General features: G+C 61.8%; 22 protein-coding genes. All 22 read left to right on the plus strand.

Annotated elements, in window-relative coordinates; translation table 11 throughout:
• The first annotated feature begins 512 nt into the window (after positions 1 to 512).
• The 22 genes from OG984_RS06405 (at position 513) to OG984_RS06505 (ending at position 18734) form a co-directional block, all read left to right on the plus strand.
• A complete protein-coding gene (locus tag OG984_RS06405) occupies positions 513 to 698 on the plus strand; it encodes a hypothetical protein (protein WP_328530764.1) in 186 nt (61 codons plus the stop codon).
• Positions 699 to 861: 163 nt separating this feature from the next.
• Complete coding sequence (locus OG984_RS06410; RefSeq protein WP_328530765.1) at positions 862 to 1566, plus strand: hypothetical protein; 705 nt, start codon at positions 862 to 864, stop codon at positions 1564 to 1566.
• Positions 1567 to 1913: 347 nt separating this feature from the next.
• Positions 1914 to 2471: a GIY-YIG nuclease family protein gene (locus tag OG984_RS06415; RefSeq protein WP_328530766.1), complete on the plus strand. Its 558-nt coding sequence runs from the start codon at positions 1914 to 1916 to the stop codon at positions 2469 to 2471.
• Entirely contained in the window at positions 2468 to 2611 is a 144-nt protein-coding gene (locus OG984_RS06420; protein ID WP_328530767.1) for a hypothetical protein, read from the plus strand. Before OG984_RS06415 ends, OG984_RS06420 begins: the two co-directional genes overlap by 4 nt.
• Before the next feature lie 65 nt (positions 2612 to 2676).
• Positions 2677 to 2850, plus strand: coding sequence for an HNH endonuclease (locus tag OG984_RS29495; protein ID WP_442941001.1), 174 nt, complete (start codon positions 2677 to 2679; stop codon positions 2848 to 2850).
• Positions 2851 to 3050: 200 nt separating this feature from the next.
• On the plus strand, positions 3051 to 3293 hold the full coding sequence (locus tag OG984_RS06425; RefSeq protein ID WP_328530768.1) for a hypothetical protein: 243 nt from the start codon (positions 3051 to 3053) through the stop codon (positions 3291 to 3293).
• Entirely contained in the window at positions 3286 to 4731 is a 1446-nt protein-coding gene (locus OG984_RS06430) for a terminase large subunit domain-containing protein (RefSeq protein ID WP_328530769.1), read from the plus strand. The genes OG984_RS06425 and OG984_RS06430 overlap by 8 nt, the downstream gene beginning before the upstream one ends.
• A gap of 36 nt (positions 4732 to 4767) precedes the next feature.
• Positions 4768 to 5889: a phage portal protein gene (locus OG984_RS06435; protein ID WP_328530770.1), complete on the plus strand. Its 1122-nt coding sequence runs from the start codon at positions 4768 to 4770 to the stop codon at positions 5887 to 5889.
• Positions 5882 to 7411: an HK97 family phage prohead protease gene (locus tag OG984_RS06440; protein ID WP_328530771.1), complete on the plus strand. Its 1530-nt coding sequence runs from the start codon at positions 5882 to 5884 to the stop codon at positions 7409 to 7411. The genes OG984_RS06435 and OG984_RS06440 overlap by 8 nt, the downstream gene beginning before the upstream one ends.
• A gap of 112 nt (positions 7412 to 7523) precedes the next feature.
• A complete protein-coding gene (locus OG984_RS06445) occupies positions 7524 to 7856 on the plus strand; it encodes a hypothetical protein (RefSeq protein WP_328530772.1) in 333 nt (110 codons plus the stop codon).
• Entirely contained in the window at positions 7853 to 8218 is a 366-nt protein-coding gene (locus tag OG984_RS06450; RefSeq protein ID WP_328530773.1) for a hypothetical protein, read from the plus strand. Before OG984_RS06445 ends, OG984_RS06450 begins: the two co-directional genes overlap by 4 nt.
• An 18-nt stretch (positions 8219 to 8236) precedes the next feature.
• The gene (locus tag OG984_RS06455; RefSeq protein WP_328530774.1) at positions 8237 to 8671 is read left to right on the plus strand and encodes a hypothetical protein; all 435 of its coding nucleotides are present in this window, start codon (positions 8237 to 8239) and stop codon (positions 8669 to 8671) included.
• 182 nt (positions 8672 to 8853) lie between these two features.
• Positions 8854 to 9237 (plus strand): hypothetical protein, encoded by a 384-nt coding sequence (locus OG984_RS06460; RefSeq protein WP_328530775.1) that lies wholly within the window; start codon positions 8854 to 8856, stop codon positions 9235 to 9237.
• Positions 9238 to 9256: 19 nt separating this feature from the next.
• Positions 9257 to 9523 (plus strand): hypothetical protein, encoded by a 267-nt coding sequence (locus OG984_RS06465; RefSeq protein WP_328530776.1) that lies wholly within the window; start codon positions 9257 to 9259, stop codon positions 9521 to 9523.
• Positions 9524 to 9728: 205 nt separating this feature from the next.
• Positions 9729 to 12665 (plus strand): hypothetical protein, encoded by a 2937-nt coding sequence (locus tag OG984_RS06470; protein ID WP_328530777.1) that lies wholly within the window; start codon positions 9729 to 9731, stop codon positions 12663 to 12665.
• Between the two features lie 87 nt (positions 12666 to 12752).
• Positions 12753 to 15074: a hypothetical protein gene (locus OG984_RS06475; protein WP_328530778.1), complete on the plus strand. Its 2322-nt coding sequence runs from the start codon at positions 12753 to 12755 to the stop codon at positions 15072 to 15074.
• A 112-nt stretch (positions 15075 to 15186) separates the two neighbouring features.
• Positions 15187 to 15735, plus strand: a complete 549-nt coding sequence (locus tag OG984_RS06480; RefSeq protein WP_328530779.1) for a M15 family metallopeptidase — start codon at positions 15187 to 15189, stop codon at positions 15733 to 15735.
• Positions 15732 to 15947, plus strand: a complete 216-nt coding sequence (locus tag OG984_RS06485) for a hypothetical protein (RefSeq protein WP_328530780.1) — start codon at positions 15732 to 15734, stop codon at positions 15945 to 15947. The genes OG984_RS06480 and OG984_RS06485 overlap by 4 nt, the downstream gene beginning before the upstream one ends.
• Positions 15948 to 16089: 142 nt before the next feature.
• Positions 16090 to 16845: an LLM class flavin-dependent oxidoreductase gene (locus tag OG984_RS06490; protein ID WP_442940962.1), complete on the plus strand. Its 756-nt coding sequence runs from the start codon at positions 16090 to 16092 to the stop codon at positions 16843 to 16845.
• Positions 16846 to 16995: 150 nt separating this feature from the next.
• Positions 16996 to 17493: a DUF4919 domain-containing protein gene (locus OG984_RS06495; RefSeq protein ID WP_328530781.1), complete on the plus strand. Its 498-nt coding sequence runs from the start codon at positions 16996 to 16998 to the stop codon at positions 17491 to 17493.
• Positions 17494 to 17595: 102 nt separating this feature from the next.
• A complete protein-coding gene (locus tag OG984_RS06500; protein WP_328530782.1) occupies positions 17596 to 17895 on the plus strand; it encodes a hypothetical protein in 300 nt (99 codons plus the stop codon).
• Positions 17896 to 17942: 47 nt separating this feature from the next.
• A complete protein-coding gene (locus tag OG984_RS06505; RefSeq protein ID WP_328530783.1) occupies positions 17943 to 18734 on the plus strand; it encodes a class I SAM-dependent methyltransferase in 792 nt (263 codons plus the stop codon).
• The last annotated feature ends 7 nt before the right edge of the window (positions 18735 to 18741 follow it).

Consider the following 18741-nt stretch of genomic DNA (forward strand, 5'->3'; position numbering starts at 1 on the left):
CTGCCTTCGTGTCTTCCCATCGGGACGCGTCTCACCATCATGACCATCAGTCAATACGAAAGAAGGTACATCGCACCTCAATGACCTGTCAACACTGCGGCGCAGGCTTCACCGCCAAGCGCCGAGATGCCAAGTACTGCTCGAAGCCCTGCCGTCAGGGAGCCTCTCGCGGAAGTGTCGCAAGGAATGTACAAAGCAGCAGCGACTCATTGGTCTCGTTCAAAGCCAGGGTCAATGACCATTGCAGGCTCCTCGTCAAGCGAAACCGCCACAACGGCTGGAGAGATCGAGGAAGGCTCCCTGAGCCGATCGTCTTCGAGAACGCTCCACCAGCGGGACAGGCAGCGCTCTGGCTCGATGACGTGAACGAGCAGATCTTCAGTGCCAACGCTCGCGCAGTGGCAAGGGCTCTCGCCTTCCTCGCCGGAGATGACTCTCAGGTCTCGATCTCCTGGAGAGACCTCGCAGACTTCGTCGGCAGGAAAGACCGAGCACATCGAACGATCGCTCCAGTGCAGCGAGGCATCGCCGTGCTCATCAAGGCCGGCTGGGTCGCCAAGCGCGTCGAGGGCATCGGCAGAGAAGCGAAGACCACGTTCTTCCTCATGCCGGGTGAAGCCTTCAGGGTCGAGCGCTGGGAGCGCCGCATGGAGGCGATCGAGGCCGGTGGCCTGGTGCTGCTGAGCGACGTCGCCTGATGTGTCGCAAGAAACGTACAAAGCAGCGGAGAAGCAGCGGAGGCAAGGACAACATCAAGTCCTTCGTCCCAAGTGGGGCCTTCGGCCCCCTCTGACTTCAAAGACCTTCGTGGGGCCTTCGGCCCCCATCAATCCATCATTCCAAAGGAGATCCAAAGACATCATGAATGCGAAGAACCCAAAGTGGCAGAACATCGAACTCACTTCGGAGGAACTCTCCTCCATTCCGATCTTCGATCCGAAGTACTCACAGAAGATCAGAGACCTCAAGATCCAGAAGATGCTTCTTCTTGATCCTTCCGCTGAGAAGCCGAAGCGCAAGACTCGCGCTGAGCTGGTGGAGATGTACACCAATGACGATGGCGTGTACATCAACTCCAAGGGCATTCCGAACACTCACATGCAGCCTGGTGAACGTCCGAAGGTTCGCTCCTGGATCACTGGTCTGTTCCCCGCTGGTCCTGGCCGGCCCAAGGGCCTCGACGGAGACAACAAGCTCGTTGGCGAAGTCTTCGGGGAACTCGTCGTTCTCGAAGAGCGAGAGAAGCGCGATGGTCGAAACTGGACTCACCTCTGCCGCTGCTCATGTGGCAATGAGTCTTGGGTTCGCAAGGATCGCCTCGTCTCTGGGAAGACAAAGTCTTGTGGCTGCCTCAAGAAAGGTCGACCAACGAAGCGTCAGCAGGCCGAGAAGACGGTTCTCAAGATGCTTGAGGGCTCCCGTGGGGAATGGGACCAATGGGATGCCGAGAAGCTCCTGATGGCGAACCTGAGGGTTCCTGAGGAGTTGCGCTCCCTTGGCGCTCTTGAGGTCCAGGTGCTCAAGGAGTTCGCCGACTGGGACGAGGATGACGACCTCGCAGCCTGATCCCCTGAAACAGGGGTGAAAGAAACGTACTTGAGTACAGGAAGACAAAGAGAAAGAAAAGACCTCTTCTCTTCCTCCTCCTGAAAGACAAAGAGCCGAGAAGTCGGTTCAAGCAGTCGAGCCCGCGCGGGGGTGATGGCCCGCACGGCTGAGCAGTTCGCAGCCTCTCCTTTCACTGTGATCCGCAAGCCTCCTGCTTGAGCCGGCCTCCCGGCTCTTTGTCATTCCCTCTCCCTTGCAACGCCCTGACGCACGACACAGGTCCCCTTCGAAAGAGCCTGCTCACGTGAAGCCGTCAGGGCGTTGTTCGCATTCCACCAACCATCACACACAAAGGAGTTCCATCAATGAACGAATACACGATCTCAAACATGACCGTCGAAGAGGCCAAGAGCCTTCTCGACACCGAAGGCACCTTCTTCACGTACGTCCATCTCTCGGCAACGAACGAGGTTCTGTACGTCGGCCAGACCAACGACATCGAGCGCCGCACGACTCAGCACAAGGAGTCCTCTCCCTGGTTCGCCGATGTTGCTCACGTTCGCCACACGAAGCACTCCACTCGCCGCGAGGCCCTCGCCCTGGAGGCTGAGCTGATCGCTCTTCTCTCTCCGGCGAACAACGTCTCCCTCGGGTATGACGAGGATCTTCACCTCTTCCTCGATCTCTGGAACAAGGAAGGGCGTACGGCTCAACTCATCGCCGGTGCTCAGTTCGCTCGAAGCGGATGGACCGAGATCACTGAGAAGTACAGCGCCTTTGCGATTGCAGAACTTGTCAACGAGTACCTCGACTCCCGTCCTTCCTGGTTCGACTGGAAGCAGGCAACGGGCTGCATCATCTTCGACTTCCCTCGCTGGATCTCCAGCGGGATGCCATCCGAGAAGAAGGGTCTCAACCGATGACCATTGCCATTCAGATCATTGTCTTCGTCATCCTCACGCAGATCTCCGCTCTCCTTGGTCAGTACCTCGTACGCGCGTACTCCGAGCAGCCTGAGCAGCAGGAGCCAGAGCGTGTGCGGGTGAAGGGCTTTGGCCGTTGAGTCAGCACTCAGCACGTGGCACGGAATGGGAGAAGCTCAGGGCACAAGTCCTTGAGCGTGATCCAGTGTGTGTCATCTGTGCCGATGCACCAAGCACTGCTGCCGATCACATCATTCCTCGAAGCAAAGGCGGCGAGGACGTACTCACCAATCTTCAGGGAGTTTGCAAACCATGCAACTCCCGCAAGCAAGACAACATCGATCAACGAGTCACGTGGTTGAACCCACGCTGGTTCTGACTCACTGAGAACGCACAGAACGCGATCTGAGGGCCTCTCCCGCAATGGCAGGAGAGATGCATGGGAAACACCGTGCAGCGCCCTCAGGTCGCGTTCTCGCTTTTCCCGGAGGGCGCACGAGAACCACCGCCCCAACTCAAAGTTTCCACGCGACAGGTCGAAACACTTTCAAACCATTCAGATCCCCGGAGGGAGGCCCAATGGCCGAACGATCCTGGTCTGCCACGACGCAGATCTTCCGCAAGTCTCTCGGAGATCGAGCCGAGATCGTCGAAGCGGACCTTGCTTCCCTCGAACTGATCGCAGAGATGCTCGACAACCCCGAAACATTCTCCACTGGTCTCGTCACCGCTTTCGGTACGACCCTTCGCAATGCTCGCAAGGTTGCTGAGGCTGTTCCCGCTGAAGAGGTCGACCCTCTGGAGGCCCTTCTGAATGGCTGAGTACTCCTTCACCCACTGGGACAGCGAGACGATGCTCTTGCCGAAGGAGATGCCAAAGCCTCTCTGCGAGAACCCGGTGAGTGATGGACCTCTCCTTCGTCAACTCGTTGAGCTTGTACGACCTGGGTTCAAGTTCGACCCCTGGCAAGCCGCTCTGATCGATCACGTTCTTGAGCGGTACCCCGATGACTGGCATGACGCGAAGAAGCGTGGCCGGCTGAGGTTCCGCCAGGTGGTCATCATGGTCCCTCGCCAGGTTGGCAAGACCGAGATCGCTGCTGCCTTCGCACTTTGGTCCCTCGCCCTTCACGGCGAGAAGCCGATGATGTACAGCATCGCGAGCACTCGCGAGCAGGCAGAGATCCTCTTCCGTCGCGTGAAGTCGATGATCGACTCACAGCCTGCCCTGACGAAGCGCTTCATCGCCACGGGTACGCGAGGCATTCGAGCCCGCAAGGGCGATGGCGGGTACGAGGTTCGTGCTGGCAAGGAGGACGCGCTCCAGGGGCTTCCTGGCGTCTTCGTCGCCGACGAGCTGCACCTGCACAAGGACATCGGTTCCTGGCAGGCCCTCGTGCTCGGTACGTCCTCTCTGCTCGATGGTCAGGTTCTCGGCATCTCCACTGCTGGCGATGACGACTCCGATGCTCTTCGTCACCTCATGGAAGAGGGTCGCAGGCAGCAGGAGCGCTTTGGCTTCTGGTACTGGTTCACGCCCGAGGGCATCGAGAAGGAAGACCCTCGCTTCGTCCTTGAGTCGAACCCTGCTGTTCATTGCGGACGCATTGACCTGGACGAGGCAATGGAGCGCGTCTCCTCGATGCCTGACGCTCAGGCCATTCGGTACGTCGCAAACCGCTTCGTCGCTCAAGACAACCCTTGGATGCCTCCGCAGATGTGGATGCAACTCCCAACGGCTGAGGTCGACCTGAAGTCTCGTGTCGTCTTCGCCGTTGAGCGCACTCCTTCATGGACAGCGGCAACGATCACAGCAGCGTACAAGCGCGAAGACGGAGTGATCGTCACTGAGGTTGTCGCTTCGCTTGTGAACCCGACGCAGAAGGTGCTGGAGGAGAAGATCCTCGCCCTTCATCGGAAGTACAAGCCGCTGAAGGTGTTCATGCGATCGGCCAGCCTCAAAGACCTTTCCGATGCCCTTCGCAAGCGCGCCGTGAAGACCGAGTTTGTCACTCAGGCTCAGTTGATCCCTCGGTACCAGTCCTTCTTCGCCGCTGTTCAGCAGAAGCGCGTTGAGCACGCCCATGACGAGGTTGTGAAACGCCAACTTCCTTCTGCTGTCGCGAAGAACTCCGGGGATGGATACGTCCTCGACAACCGCGCCTCTGACATCGACGCAGTGATCTCGACGGTCCTGGCAGTCACTGGCGCAGAAACCACAGAGATCCCAGCACCTCAAGTGCTGGTCGTACACACCTGAGGAGGTGAATGAAACTTGGCTTGGTACCACTTCGGAATGAAGCGCACTCAAGCGATTGAGACGCGCTCTCTTTCGGACGTGAGCTCGCTGCCAACTCGTCCCACTGACGCTGGCACGTACGTCTCTGTTCAGCAGGCTCTGAGTGTCGGTGTCGTGTACAGGGCTGTCCAGATCCTCAGCACTTCTGTTGCTCAGCAGCGACTGACTGTCTTTCGCCGCGGAATGGAAGTGAAGCAGGTTCCCGGCATCGTGAAGCAGCCCGATCTCGACTCGGATCAGGGGCGCTTCATCGAGGAAACCGTGATCTCGCTGGCGACGTACGGCGAGGCTTTCTGGCGTCTGTACGGAAGCCCGACCGCAAACATTCGTGTCCTGAACCCTGAAGAGGTTCTCGTCCAGGAGCACTCCGAGACGGGTCGCATCGAGTACTGGCACCGGGGAAAGCAGATCCCTTCGGATCAGATCAGGCACCTGAAGCTGATGTCTCGTCCTGGTCACGTGAACGGCTTTGGCCCGATCCAGGCTGCTTCGCAGGAGATCGGCGCTCTTGTCCGTCTCCGCAAGTTCGCTGACACGTGGTTCGACACGTCTGGCGTTCCCAGCGGATACCTGACGAGCGACGAGTTCCTGACGCAGGAAGACTCCACCGCATACGCGCAGGCTTGGAAGCAGTTCCTCGCGAACAACGACGGCTTTGGCGTCCTTGGCTCCGGCATCAAGTACGTCCCGCTGACGATCGATCCCGAGAAGGCTCAGTTCGTCGCCGTGCAGCGTCAGGCTGTCACGAACATTGCTCGTCTCTTCGGCATTCCTGCCGCTCTTCTTCTGGCTCCGGTGGATGGCTCTTCGGAGACGTACCAGAACCAGGAAGACGCATTCAATGCATTCCTGACAACGACCCTCGCCGCGTACATGAACGAGATCGAGCGTGCTTTCACGTCGCTTCTCCCGCGCGGTCAGGAGGCTCGCTTCGTGGAGTCGGACCTGCTCCGCCTGGACGCAACGACTCTTTGGTCTGTCCGCTCTCAGCAGGTCGCGCTCGGGTACTTCGACGCGAATGACCTTCGGGAGATGGATGGGCTTCCCGCAAAGGCCATTGAGAAGGCTCCAGTGCCTCTCTCTGGCCCTGAAACAGAAGAGGAGGACCCGAGTGACTGATCTTCAGTTCCGGGCCTTCAGTGAGCCGCTGGACGCTTCTGACGAGGCTGTCATTCGCGGCATCGCTGTCCCTTTCAACGAGATCGCTCCTGGCATCGAAGAGGCATTCATTCGCAATGCCATTCCCGATGGCATCGAGGTTCCCGTGTACGCAGAGCACGACCATCTTGACCGAGGTCTCCCCATTGGAACTGCCGTTGGAAAGAACGGCGACACCGGGTACGAGATCGAGGTTCGTCTTGCCGAAACCACAAAGGCAACTGAGGTTCGCGCTCTCGCAAAGGCTGGTGCCCTGAAGCACTTCTCTGTCGGCTTCAAGCCCATCGACTCCGAGATGGTCGGTGACGTTGTGGTTCGAAAGTCCGTCGAACTGCGAGAGGTCTCTCTCGTCGCAACGCCTGCATACAAGGGCGCTGTCATCACCGAAGTCCGTTCCGAGGCTCCGGCAATCAACTCTTCCAAGGAGGAAAACAACATGACTGACACTGTGAGCGAGGACCTGATCGAGGTCCGCTCTGAGCTTGAGGCGCTTCAGCGCCTGGTCGCCGTCCAGACTGAGGTCAAGGGCGAGGTCTCGGCTCCCATTCAGTTCCGTTCCGGCGGCGAGGCCCTCAAGGCGCTTGCTGCTGGTGACGAGAACGCGAAGACCCTGTTCCGTGCGGCTGACGCCACGGGGCCGGCTGTCTCGACTCAGGCTGGCGTTGGCTTCGGCGGCAACGGCTGGGTTGCGAAGCAGGCGAAGCTCGTCGACGAGAAGCGTCCGCTGATCGGCTTCTTCTCGAACCAGAGCCTCCCGGCCTTCGGCAACACCGTCGAGTACCCGGTTGTCTCCGGCACCAACGGTACCGTCGCGGCTCAGTCCGCTGAGGGCGCGAACCTGCCGTACATGGAGATCGAGCTCGGCTCGGACTCCGCTCCGGTCAAGACGTACGGCGGGTACTCCTCGCTGACCCGTCAGGCGATCGAGCGTGGCGACTCCGTGTACCTCTCGAAGGTTCTCGAGTACCAGGGCCTCCAGTACGCGAAGGCGACTGAGGCTGCGTTCCGTACTGGTGTTCTCGCCGCTGGCGTGACCCACACGACCGTTGCTGACCTGTCGGCTTCGACCAAGAACGACTGGCTGCTCGCTGCGCTTGGCGCGGCTGGCGACATCGAGGACGACAGCCTTGGCCTCCAGGCTGACGCGCTGATCGTCTCGCGTGACGTGTACATCCACCTCGCGCAGGTCATGGAGTGGGACTTCGCTGGCAACGGTCAGTCCTTCATTGGTCGCGGTGGCGTTGTTCGCCAGGCCGGTCTGATCGGTGACCTTCCTGTCGCCGTGGTCAAGGGCCTCCCGGCGCTGACCGCGTTCGTCGCTTCGAGCGAGGCGTACGAGTCCTTCGAGTCGGCTGGCGCTCCGTTCCGTCTTCAGGACGAGAACATCATCAACCTGACCAAGGACTTCTCGCTGTACGGGTACATGGCCCACGGCGAGATGGACGCGGCTGGCATCCAGAAGATCGCCATCACCGCTGCCTGATCCACTCCCTGAGGCGTTCTGAGGGCCTCTGAACTGTTCGCTCGATCCATTGAGGGTCGGGCTTTTTTCATGCCCTCAGAACGCCTCCTGGCTTTCCTGAAGGAGGCTCAACATGGCTGTGACTCTTGAGCAGGTCGCAGAGTACGTCGGCTCCTCTGGCGAGTACGACATTCTGCTCACTTCGTGCCTTGCCGAAGCTGAGGTTCTCGTTTCCTCTCTTGTCGGCTCTGCTGTGATCCCTCAGGTCATTCTGGACAGGGCTGTCCTTGAGGTTGCCGCTGATCTCTTCAATCGCCGCAATGCGCCGAATGGGATCACCTCTCAGCAGTTCGCAACTTTCAATGGCGTCGGTACTTCTCCGGTTCGGATCAATCGCGATCCTCTCGCTGCCGCGTACCCGCTTCTGAAGCGCTGGATCACCCCTTGGGGAGTGATCGCCCGGTGACGCTCTTCCAGGCTCGTACAGAGGCTGCTGACGCCCTTGAGGCAGTGGGAATGACGGTATTCGAGTGGCTCCCGGAAAGGGCCACTTCTCCTTGCGCGATTGTCGCGCCAGCAGAGCAGTACCTGACTTTCGACGCTGCCGTGTACCAGCAGTACTCGCTGAATGTGACGGTCCTTCTGGTGGCCGGCAAGGGCACGAACAAGTCGGTCACAACGGAGATCGACAACCTCATTGAGCAGGCCGTTTCTGCCCTGCAATCCAACTGGGACATCTCTTCGGTGTCCTCTCCCGGCGCTGTCTCCATCTGGGACGGCTCGTACCTCGGTTGCGCGATCGAACTGACGCGCCCGATCCAACTCTGAACAAGGAGGACATTCTTCATGTCTGCAACCCCTCTTGGGACTCGTACCCTGAAGATCAAGTTCGGCGCGGAGGAGTACTCCGCCGACGTTTCTGCGGTGACTCTGAACTCCGCTGAGAGCGAGTCGGACTTCGTCTCGTTCGCTGACGCTGCCGCTGGTGGTGCCCGTCAGTACTCGGTCGCTTTCACCGCGACGCAGGACCCTGCTGACGCCACTTCGATCTGGAACATGGTGTGGCTGAACGCTGGCGACACTGTGGCTGTCGAGATCGCCCCGTATGGCGGTGCGACTGCTTCGGCGGCGAACCCGATCATTCGCGGCAACGTGGTCATCTCTGAGCCCGATGGTGCGCTGCTTGGTGGCGAGGCGAACGCCTCTGTCTCCGCGCGGTTCACCTTCGACCTGGAGTGGGTCTTCACCGCGAAGCCCGAGCTCGTCACCACGGCTGTCTGATCCCGATGACTGAGGCAGAGAACTCGAAGCCCAAGAGGGCTCGTGTTCCCAAGCGAGGGGATCGGCTTTCGGTCCCCTCGCCTGCCGTCATCGTCGACCCGCTTGGCGTCGAACATCGGGTCATCGGTGGCGTCTTCATCGTGGAGCACTCCGGCAAGCACGTCATCCGAAAGGGGTGACGAATGGCGACAGCAGTACGAGTCGAAGGACTCCGGAGAGCTGTTCGTCAACTGGAGCGCGCTGGTGTCGAAGTCGAGGACCTCAAGAAGGCTTTTTCTCGGGTCTCCAATGAGGCGATGAATGACATTCGCCCCCACATTCCTCGTGGCGACACTGGCGCGCTTGCAGCATCTCTCCGCGCATCAAAGACCAAGAACACAGCCCGTGTGTACATCGGGTACAAGCGCGTTCCATACGCCGGTCCAATCAACTTCGGTTGGTGGGATCGAAACATCGAGTCGACCCACTTCATGCAGGTGGTTGACGACCCGTCGAACGCAAACAAGTACGTGAACATCATCGAGCAAGAGCTTGACCGGCTTGTCGCTCGCCTCAATCTCAACTGACAAGGAGTCAACACAAAACATGGACATGAAGAAGTTTCTCGGCTCGATCACTGGTTTCGAGCGACTTGCCATCAAGAGCAAGTTTGGCGAGAGCGTCATTGCTCTCCTGGACGGCGACCCGCTGGACGCGATCACCGCTCTTGCTTTCATCGAGTTCAAGCGCGATGGCGACACTGATCTGAAGGCTCACACGAAGGCGATGAGCCTGACGATGGATGAGCTCACTGAGCGGCTGAAGGGTCTTCAGGAGGCTTCGGAGGACGAGGCGCTGGACCCTTCCAACTGACAGATCCCCATGACGAAACAAAGGCGATGGCTGAGTGGTGCGTGATGACCCGAATGCCGCCGTCTGTCTGGAAGGAACTGTCATTCACTGAACAGGCGGCTTTTGCCGAGGCTGCCGCCAAGTTTGCGCATTGAGCGCACGACACTCTGAAAGGTGGTGATCTCGCATGGCCGCTGGACCAATCAAGGTCGCAATCCTCGCTGACGTGAAGCAGTTCCAGAATGACATGAAGAAGTCGCAGAGCGTCCTGTCGAAGTTTGGCAAGGTCGCTGCTGCTGGCTTTGGTGTCGCTGGCATTGCCGCCGTCTCGATGTTTGACGACTTCATTGCAAGTTCCAGGGAGGCCGCACGCGCGTCTCGCGTCATTGACTCCACTTGGGGAAACCTCGCTGATGATGTCAAGAAGTCCTTCGGGAGCCTGTCCGAGACGTACGCGATCAGCGAACGTGACCTCTCCAGTCTCGCCTCGACAATGGGTCGGGCTGGGGTCACTTCACAGGCTGAGCTGGAGAAGATTGCCGACTCGATGCAGCGCACCGGTCTTTCGGCTGACGCGCTCTCGTCGGCCTTCATGGCCGAGTACGACGTGCTCGACAACTTCGGCATCAACCTCAAGCAGTCGCAGGTCGACCTGGAGGCCGCGCGCCTCGCGCAGGAGGAGTACGGCAAGTCCCTTGAAGCGCTGACTGTTTCGCAGCAGAACGCGATGCAGTCGCAGGCGATCCTGAACCTTGTCAACGAGCAGGCAGGCAGGATCAAGCCTCCCGAGGCCGGCTCTTGGGAAGACTCCACAAGTCGCATCGCTGAGTCCTTCACGGACATCGGGCGCACGCTCGGATCCTTCGGGATCAAGTACCTGACTCCTTGGGCTGAGGCTTTCGCTGACGCCCTGGACGACGTTGAGGTTGACCTCAAGGAGTTCGCCAAGACGACCGACGCGACCGCGCTTGGCGCTGAGCACCTTGAGGCTCTGAAGACGGTTGTCGAAGACACGGACTGGAAGGGCCTCTCGGCGCTGAGCGCTGGCCTCCTGGCCGGTGGCGCGTCTGCACATGTCCTTGCCGCTGGCATCGCTGCTTCGGCGACGGCATCGTCTGCTCTGGTCACGAACCTTCGTGATGTCGCCAAGGAGCGCAAGAAGGCGCTGGGCGTGAACGCTGAGAAGCGTGAGGGCCTCTCGGCGGAGATCGAGGAGAACAAGGAACTCCTGGCACTGCTCGCGGATGACCTCATGGACTTCGAGCGTGCTCGCAAGGAACGTGGCGGACTGTCGTCCGCGAGCGAGGTCGCGGCGATGGCTCAGTTCGACGAGGTGACCGAGAAGAACCGCAAGCTCAAGGAGTCGTTCGCTGACCTGTCGATCGAGAACCAGAAACTGTCTGGCTCGTTCGGCTTCCTGCGCGCGCTCCTCAACCCCGTTGGTCTCACCATCGGCGCGATCACTCTCGCCGTTGCTGCCCTCGTCGGCGGACTGACGTACCTGTACACCAAGTTCGAGTCGGTCAAGATGGCTGCCGACTCTGCGTGGTTCATGGAGATGGTCCCTGCGATCAACCGCCTGAAGACCGCGTGGGACGAGGTTGTCACCTCGCTCGACAACGCCCTTGCTCCCTTCGGTGGGCTTGAGGGCACGGCTCGCTCCTTCGGCGAGACCGTGCTGCCGTTCCTGATCGGTCGCCTTGCCGACACTGTGAACCAACTGGCTGCGTTCCTTCGGGGCGTGGCGATGGTGATCGATGGCATCGCTGCTTTCGCGAGCTGGTGCAAGCGGGCATACAACGCGATCCGCGACTGGGGCAATGAGACTCAGCGCAAGGTGGACGCGATGGATGCCGCGATCGACGGCTTCATCTCGGATGCGGTCAGGTACATCAAGAGCCTTCCGGGCAAGATCGCTGGCGTCGCTGGCGACATGGCCGCGAAGTTCACGGACTTCGACTGGTCTGGCCTTGGGTCGGACATCGTTGCTGGCATCGCATCGGGCATCACTGGGGCCGGCTCTTCGGTCGTGACCTCTCTCGTTGATGTCGCCTCCGATGGTCTCGCTGCGGCGAAGGCCGCTCTGGGCATTCACTCTCCGTCGCGTGTCTTCATGCGTGAGGTTGGTGTCTGGATCCCGCGAGGCATCGCGAAGGGCATTCGCTCGAAGAACAGCGAGGTCGAGAAGGAGATCGTTCGCGGTCTTCGCAAGGCTGTTGCCGCTGCTCGCAAGGAGTGGGACGAGGCTCGTTCCTCGATCACTTCGAGTGGCAACTCTGCCGAGTCCTCGTTCACGACGGCGATCCTCGGTGAGCGGTACAGCGGCGCACGGAAGAACGTCGAGGACCTGATCGGCTCGATGTCCACGGGGCTCCGCACGGCGCTTCAGGGCATCCCTCGCGCAGGGAAGATCTTCGATCGCATCTGGAAGTCGACGGACAAGCAGAGGGCTCGCCTCCGCGACCTCGGCAACCGGATCAACAGCAACAACGCTGCCCTGGAGAAGGCACGGGATCTTCAGTCGAAGATCAACTCGCTGTCTGACTCGATCAGTCAGAAGTGGACGGGCTTCGCTGACATCAACGCCAGTGACAACTGGAAGACGGTCAGCAGGCACATGCAGGACGATCTTCGGACGTTCGACTTCTCCGGCTGGATGAATGACCTCACCTCGTCTGCTTCGCAGGCTGTCGCTGCCGCCAACCTCGGCAAGCAGGTGCTCGACAAGTACGACCTGTCGAACGCTGCCGCTGAGGCAATCGCTGGCCTGGATGCTGAGTCGCAGGCTGCGGTGTACGAGGGACTCCTCAAGGGTGGTCAGGCCGCTGTCGCGCAACTGAACTCGGCGTACAGCCAACTCGGTTCGTCGGGCGAGGCATTCGGTGACGCGCTCTCCAAGGAGCTGTACGGCAAGACCGACTCTCAGGCTGCCGCGTACGTCGCTGGTCTCACGAAGCGCCAGAAGGAGCTGAACGCCGCCGCCGTGAAGATGGCCGATGCGTTCAATGCTCGCATTCAGGGTGCTGTCGCGAAGGCCGAGAAGGCTTCCAACACGAAGGTGTCGGTGAAGCTCTCGGCTCAGCAGGTGTCTGCGATCCAGCGTGGTCGAGAGATCACTCTGGACATTCAGGCGTACGAGAAGTCGAAGGGCAAGAAGCGCTGACGCTTCTCTCTCGCAAACCCGAAGCGGGTCATCAGTCAAAGGACTGGTGGCCCGCTTCTTTCATTCCAAACTGAAAGAGGTTCCACTTTGGCAAGTCTCCCCATCGACAGCACTGCGCTGCTGAGGGTCGAGGTCGAGAAGGTCGCTGACGGTCCGCGGAACTGGATCCAGAACCACTCTGGCATCAAGGGCGCATGGGGCTGGAGGTCTGACAACGCAACACTGCGCGGCATCACCAATGGTGCATCGGAGGAGAAGCTTCAGACCGCCTGGCAGATCTCTGCGTACAACTCCACGACCAAGACGTTCACCGTTCTCGCGCAGCCTGGCTTCAGCCTGCTCGATCACTTCGCTGTTGGCGACACGTTCTTCTGGGTTCCCTCGACCGGCCTCGTGTCGGTCTCGTCGGACGGTGAGCCCCACACTGTCTCCGCCGTCACTGCAACGACGATCAGCACGACCGAGACGTTCTCGGTGGCACCGCTGAACTCTGGGTACATCGCCACGACTGGCACGCACTTTCGCATGACAACTGGCGGCGCAGGTGGGAGCAACCCTCCGCGCTCGTCCGCTGACTCTCCGCTCTTCGACGTTCCTGTTCAGGCAGGGGAGTGGATCGCTGCTCGCCTGAACGTGGTCGGCATTCGCGATGCGAACCAGGAGGCTCCCGGCAACACGTACCTCGGTGTTCGCACGTTCTTCATTGACGCCAACGGGACGTACATCAGCAACTCGCTGTCCGCCTTCGTTCACACGCAGAAGATCGGCGCTCTCGACGTTGCGCCTCGCCAGGTTCCTGCTGGCGCTGCGTTCGCTTGCCTCGCGATCGACGTCAAGAGCAGCGTCGATGGTGTCACGTTCACGAACCCGACTGAGGCTGGTGGAAACCTTCGCTTCAACCGTGTCGTGATGACGACTGCTGCGACGGCTGCGGAGATCAACCTTGCTGGCATTCCGCCGGTCGAGTGGATCGATGTCATGCCCGAGTCGATCGACATGGACATCCAGCGTGAGGGCCTTGAGGTTGGAACGCTGAGCCTCTCGGCTCGTTCCGCTGCGCTGGATCCTGCCGTCAACGACGTGCTGGTCACTGGCCGCAAGATCAAGGCTTCGACGCTCGTCAACGGCGTGTGGGAGCCAGTCTTCGTTGGCCGGCTGACGCACGCGGAGGTCTCGTACGATCTCGAGCTTCCTGATCCCGACGACAGGGTTGGCATCACGCTGACGGCTGTCGACAACACGCAGGATCTGGGCAACACGAAGGCTCCCGAGGTTCTGGATCCTGCTGGCACTCAGGGCATCCAGGCGATGCTGGAGGCTTCTCCGGTCCCGTACAACGTGAACGGTGCCTCGTACGCCCCGTCATGGGATGCGTACGTCATCGGGATCAACGAGAGCGCGAACCTCCTGGAGCAGGTGCGGCTCGTTGGTGACTCTTCGACCACTCCCGTGTACGCGCACGTCCGCCGAGATGGCGTCTTCAAGGTGTGGAGCGAGTCCCTCGACCCCGCCGCCGTCCCCGTGACGACGAGCGACTTCACTGACGTTCAGGTCGGCTGGGACTCCGAGAACTGCATCAACGAGGTCAACGTCCAGTTCCTGCGGTTCAACCCCGTGACGAGCGCGACGGAGGAGATCCCGTACGGCCCGTATCGGGACAACGCCAGCGTTCGCCGCTGGGGCGTCCACAAGGCTGACATGAAGGTCTCGCGTCCGGCTGAGGATGCCGCCGAGATCAAGACGATCGCTGAGAAGTTCCTCGCTGCGAACGGCACGCCGACGAAGCGTGTGCGCTCGATGACGATCCCGATCGCTCAGCGCGTCCGCTCCGAGTTCGGTGACTTCGACGTTCCGAGCACGGCTGCGCACCTTGCGCTGCTCGACCTCGGTGACCTGATCCAGGTGGACTCTGGCGTACTCCCTGTCGAGACGCTGCGGATCACTGGCATCAGTCACCGGATCACGCATGACGGCTGGTTCGTTGAGCTCGTCTTCGAGAAGGCTGACGGGATCGCTCAGCCGATCGTGTACCCCGCTGTCACTTCGACGACGTACGAGACGGCGTGGACTGGTCTGCCTCAGACATCGGGCGTTGCCGTGACCGGCGCTCCCGAGTGGCGGATCCTGAACAACTGCCTGGTGATCCGGTTTGACGACACGACGCTTGCAGCGGACTGGGCCATTGACAACGGTGGCAACGCAACGGACATCAACTTCTCTGCTGTCCCTGCGGAGTATCGCCCCGGCTTCCAGGTCGACTTCCTGCTTCAGATGGGCAGTGTCGTCTGCTTCGGCACGGTGTACCCCGGTGGAACTGTCGCGCTGAAGAGCGCTGACTCTCGTGGCGGCGCGTACACCGCGACCGCTGGCAACCCCATTCGCGGGCTGGTGTCGATCCCGCTGTTCTGAGGCTCTCTCAGGACTGCTCTGAGCCTCTGGCTCACCCAACTCTGCAAGGCCCCTGGAGCGCTTTCTCGCGCGCTCTGGGGGCCTTCTGCATTCCAACAACCAAGGAGGATCAATGGCTGTTTCCGAGAACGGCTGGGAGGTTCTTTCGGGGTACAGCGACAAGCGTCTGTACCAGTGGAAGATCCCCACGAAGCAGGGCGTCGTGAAGATCACGATGCGTCAGGGCTCTGTCGGCTTCGTGCTCGCGCACGCAGTGATGCTGTGGGCCGACAACATCGAGCCCGTGTACGGCAAGGTGCTGGACGACTGGGGCTTCGCTCCTCGTTCGGTGCGCGGCTCGTCCACTCCGTCGAACCACTCCAGCGGCACCGCCGTTGACGTGAACGCGACGAAGCACCCGCTGGGCATTCGGAACACGATGCACGGGATGCGTACGTGGCTGCTCAAGAACATGAGCATCCGGTACTTCTCCTCGAAGCGTCCGAACGTCATCCGCTGGGGAGGCGAGTACGTGAACCGCGCCGACGAGATGCACCTTGAGGTTCGCCCCGGTGTGTCGATGGCGGAGATGGAGCAGGTTGCGAAGCGGCTCATGAAGTCGCCTGGTGGCAAGAAGCTCCTCGCTGCGAACCCGTCCCAGAAGGGAGTGATCCTGTCATGAGCGCTGACCAGATCACCGAACTCCGCGAGCGCCTGGTGAGGATTGAGTCTGCCCTTGACATGATCCTCAAGGACATGGACGAAAGCACCGATGTCCACAAGTCACTTGAGACGCGCATGTCGCGTCTTGAGAAGGCTGGGTTCATCGCTGTTGGCCTGCTGGCTGCGGCGCTTGGTGTGCCAGGCGTGGAGAACATCCTCGCCATGCTGTGACACGTGTCGTGCTGACATGACACGCTGACACGACCCTGACCCCTGACTGGCAGAGATGTCGGTCAGGGGTCTCTTTTGTCGTTCACTGTGTCATCCACGCGGAAAGAATGGGCGCAATCTTCAATACGAGAACCCGCTCTACATGGCCGAGGACTCCGCGGCGGCCGACCTGATCTCCGGCGAACGCCTGCAGCTCGGGATCAGCCGCGGCTCACCCGAGCAGGTCATCGAGGGGTGGCGCTACTTCGGCTACGAGCCGGGCGAGAACGCCTCGGAGGCCGACATGGCCCGCGCCCACACCGAGACCTATCTGAAGATCATCGAGGGCACGCAGTTCGCCGAGCCCAACCCGCGGCCGATGTTCCCCAACCCGCCCGGCAAGCTCCGCGTCGAGCCGTACTCCGAGACGCTGCGCGACCGCATCTGGTGGGGCTCGAGCTCGCTGGCGACAGCTCGCTGGGCCGCCGGCCTCGGCATGAACCTGCAGAGCTCGACCCTCAAGAACGACGAGAACGGCAAGCCGTTCCACATCCAGCAGCGTGAGCAGATCGAGGCCTACCGCGAGGCGTGGAAGGAGGCCGGGCACGAGCGCGAGCCGCGGGTCTCGGTCTCCCGCTCGATCTTCGCCCTCGTCAACGAGGAGGACCGCCGCTACTTCGGCCTGGACCGGCAGACCAAGGACCAGATCGGCAACATCGACGACCAGACCCGGGCCATCTTCGGGCGCTCCTACGCCGCCGAGCCCGACGTCCTCGTCGAGGAGCTGGCCGAGGACGAGGCGATCCAGGCCGCGGACACGCTGTTGCTCACCGTCCCGAACCAGCTCGGCGTCGACTACAACGCCCACGTGCTGGAGAGCATCCTCACCCACGTAGCACCCGGTCTCGGCTGGCGATAGTAGGGAGATCGCGTGGGTGGGCCCGCGCAATCTCCCTGCGGACCGCGCAACTTCCGGGTCACAAAAGGGCGCATAATCGTTGTCAACCGCCCCACGTGGCCGCGCCATTGGCTACCGTGCACGGCGACCGTTATTCAAGGGGGACCCCTGTTGGCTACGTACGCAGAGCTACTCGACGTCTATCTTCGCGAACCCGGCCCGGAGTCACTGAGGGCCTTGCGTGAGGCGATCCTCGAGGCTCCCAACTTCAGGCCCGATCTCGAGATCACCGAGCTGGTCGCCCCGATGATGTCGGTCGGCGACTACGCCGGCGCCGTGTCCGCCGTGCATGCGCTCATGCCCGGCGCGATCTTCAGTCCCTCGGCTCACGCCGCCCTTGCCGATGCCCAGCGCGGCCTCGGCAACGTCGAGCAGGCCCAGCGTGAGTCGATCCTGGCCCAGGCGGCGCTCGACAGCATCATCAGCACCGGCGAGGGCACCGAGTCCGAGCCGTGGTCGGTGATGCGGACCAGCGACGCCTACGACGTCGTGCTGGCCTCGGGCAAGACGCCGCGGTCGCAGGTGGCGGTCGGCAAGCTCGACCGGATCGTGTGCACCGACTCGACGGTCTGGTTCTTCGACATCAGCAACGACTACGCCAGGACCTGAGCGGGGCTCCACTTGGAGCGGTTCTGATTGTTCACCGGGTTGTCGCCGGTAGGGACGGTGTGCGTCGGGTTCCTGACGGGACCGGCGCTCACGCTCGGGAGCATGATGAGTCGCACCTTGCGGATTCTGCTCGCCGGGATGGTTGCCGTCGTCTTCGCCTCCGCGGCGCTGAGCTCGGCGGCGGCCGACGAGTCGCGTGCCTCCGACCAGAGCCAGGTCGTGTTCGACCGTCATGAGGTGGCGCCCGAGGACGCGCGGCCGGGTGGCGGTGCGGCGCCGTTGGAGACCGGCGTGGTGATCGTGCTCAACACGCTGCTTCTCGGCGCGCTCGTGGGCGGGATCCTGTTCGCCCGCCGGCGGATGGGCTGCGCCGACGCAGCGCTTCCGCGTCTGTCCGTATAGCGATATTCGCGTCTCGTCTTTCGGGATTGCACGCGTAGGGTCGGCGTATGTCGACCTACACCCATGGCCATCACGAGTCGGTGCTGCGCTCGCACAGGTGGCGCACGGCGGAGAACTCCGCGGCGTACCTCCTGCCGCGGCTGAGCCCTGAGCAGCGGCTGCTCGACGTGGGCGCCGGGCCCGGCACGATCACGCTGGACCTCGCCGGCCGGGTGGCTCAGGTGACGGCGACCGAGATCGGGGAGACCGAGCTCGGGCTCTCCCGCCAGGCGGCCGAGGCCGCAGGAGTCACGAACATCGACTTCCGGGTCGAGGACGTGCACGCGCTGAGCATCCAGGACGCTGCGTACGACGTCGTTCACGCGCACCAGGTGCTGCAGCACGTGGCGGACCCGGTGCAGGCATTGCGGGAGATGCGGCGGGTGACGAGGCCCGGAGGCCTGGTCGCGGTGCGTGACAGCGACTACGCGGGTTTCGTCTGGTGGCCGGAGTCGGCCGAGCTGACCGAGTGGCTGCGGCTCTACCAGCGGGCCGCCCGCGCCAACCGCGGTGAGCCCGACGCGGGCCGTCGGCTGGTCTCCTGGGCGCGGGCCGCAGGCTTCACCGAGATCGAGGCCTCCTCGAGCACGTGGTGCTTCGCCGATCCCGAGGACCGGTCCTGGTGGGGCGGGATGTGGGCCGACCGGTTCACCGACTCGGCGGTCGCCCGCCAGCTCGTCGACTCCGGAGACGCCACGACCGCCGACCTCGCCCGGGTCGCGGACGGGTGGCGGTCGTGGGCCGAGGCGGAGGACGGTTGGTTCTCCGTCCTCCACGGCGAGATCCTGGCTCGCGCCTGAGCGCTCC

Origin of the sequence: Nocardioides sp. NBC_00368 (assembly GCF_036090055.1) — a bacterium.
Taxonomy (GTDB): Bacteria; Actinomycetota; Actinomycetes; order Propionibacteriales; family Nocardioidaceae; genus Nocardioides.